Source organism: Klebsiella sp. TF21-TM, assembly GCF_019753495.1.
In the GTDB taxonomy this organism is placed as follows: Bacteria; Pseudomonadota; Gammaproteobacteria; order Enterobacterales; family Enterobacteriaceae; genus Klebsiella; species Klebsiella quasipneumoniae.
This window is the reverse complement of sequence record NZ_JAIJYL010000152.1, coordinates 1-203: the sequence shown is the minus strand read 5'-3', so window position 1 is coordinate 203 and position 203 is coordinate 1. Positions and strand designations below refer to the sequence as shown.

The 203-nt window shown below is 56.7% G+C and carries 1 tRNA gene; it reads left to right on the top strand.

From position 1 onward, the window contains the following. Positions 1 to 126: 126 nt before the first annotated feature. Positions 127 to 203, top strand: a tRNA-Asp gene (locus K5R89_RS27295).

The following is a 203-nucleotide window of genomic DNA, read 5'->3' as shown; positions in this document are numbered from 1 at the left end:
AGAAGTGAAACGCCGTAGCGCCGATGGTAGTGTGGGGTCTCCCCATGTGAGAGTAGGGAACTGCCAGGCATCAAATTGCAGTAAGCCGGGGTGACAACCGGTGGTAATAAAGCGAAAAAATTCGGTGGAGCGGTAGTTCAGTCGGTTAGAATACCTGCCTGTCACGCAGGGGGTCGCGGGTTCGAGTCCCGTCCGTTCCGCCA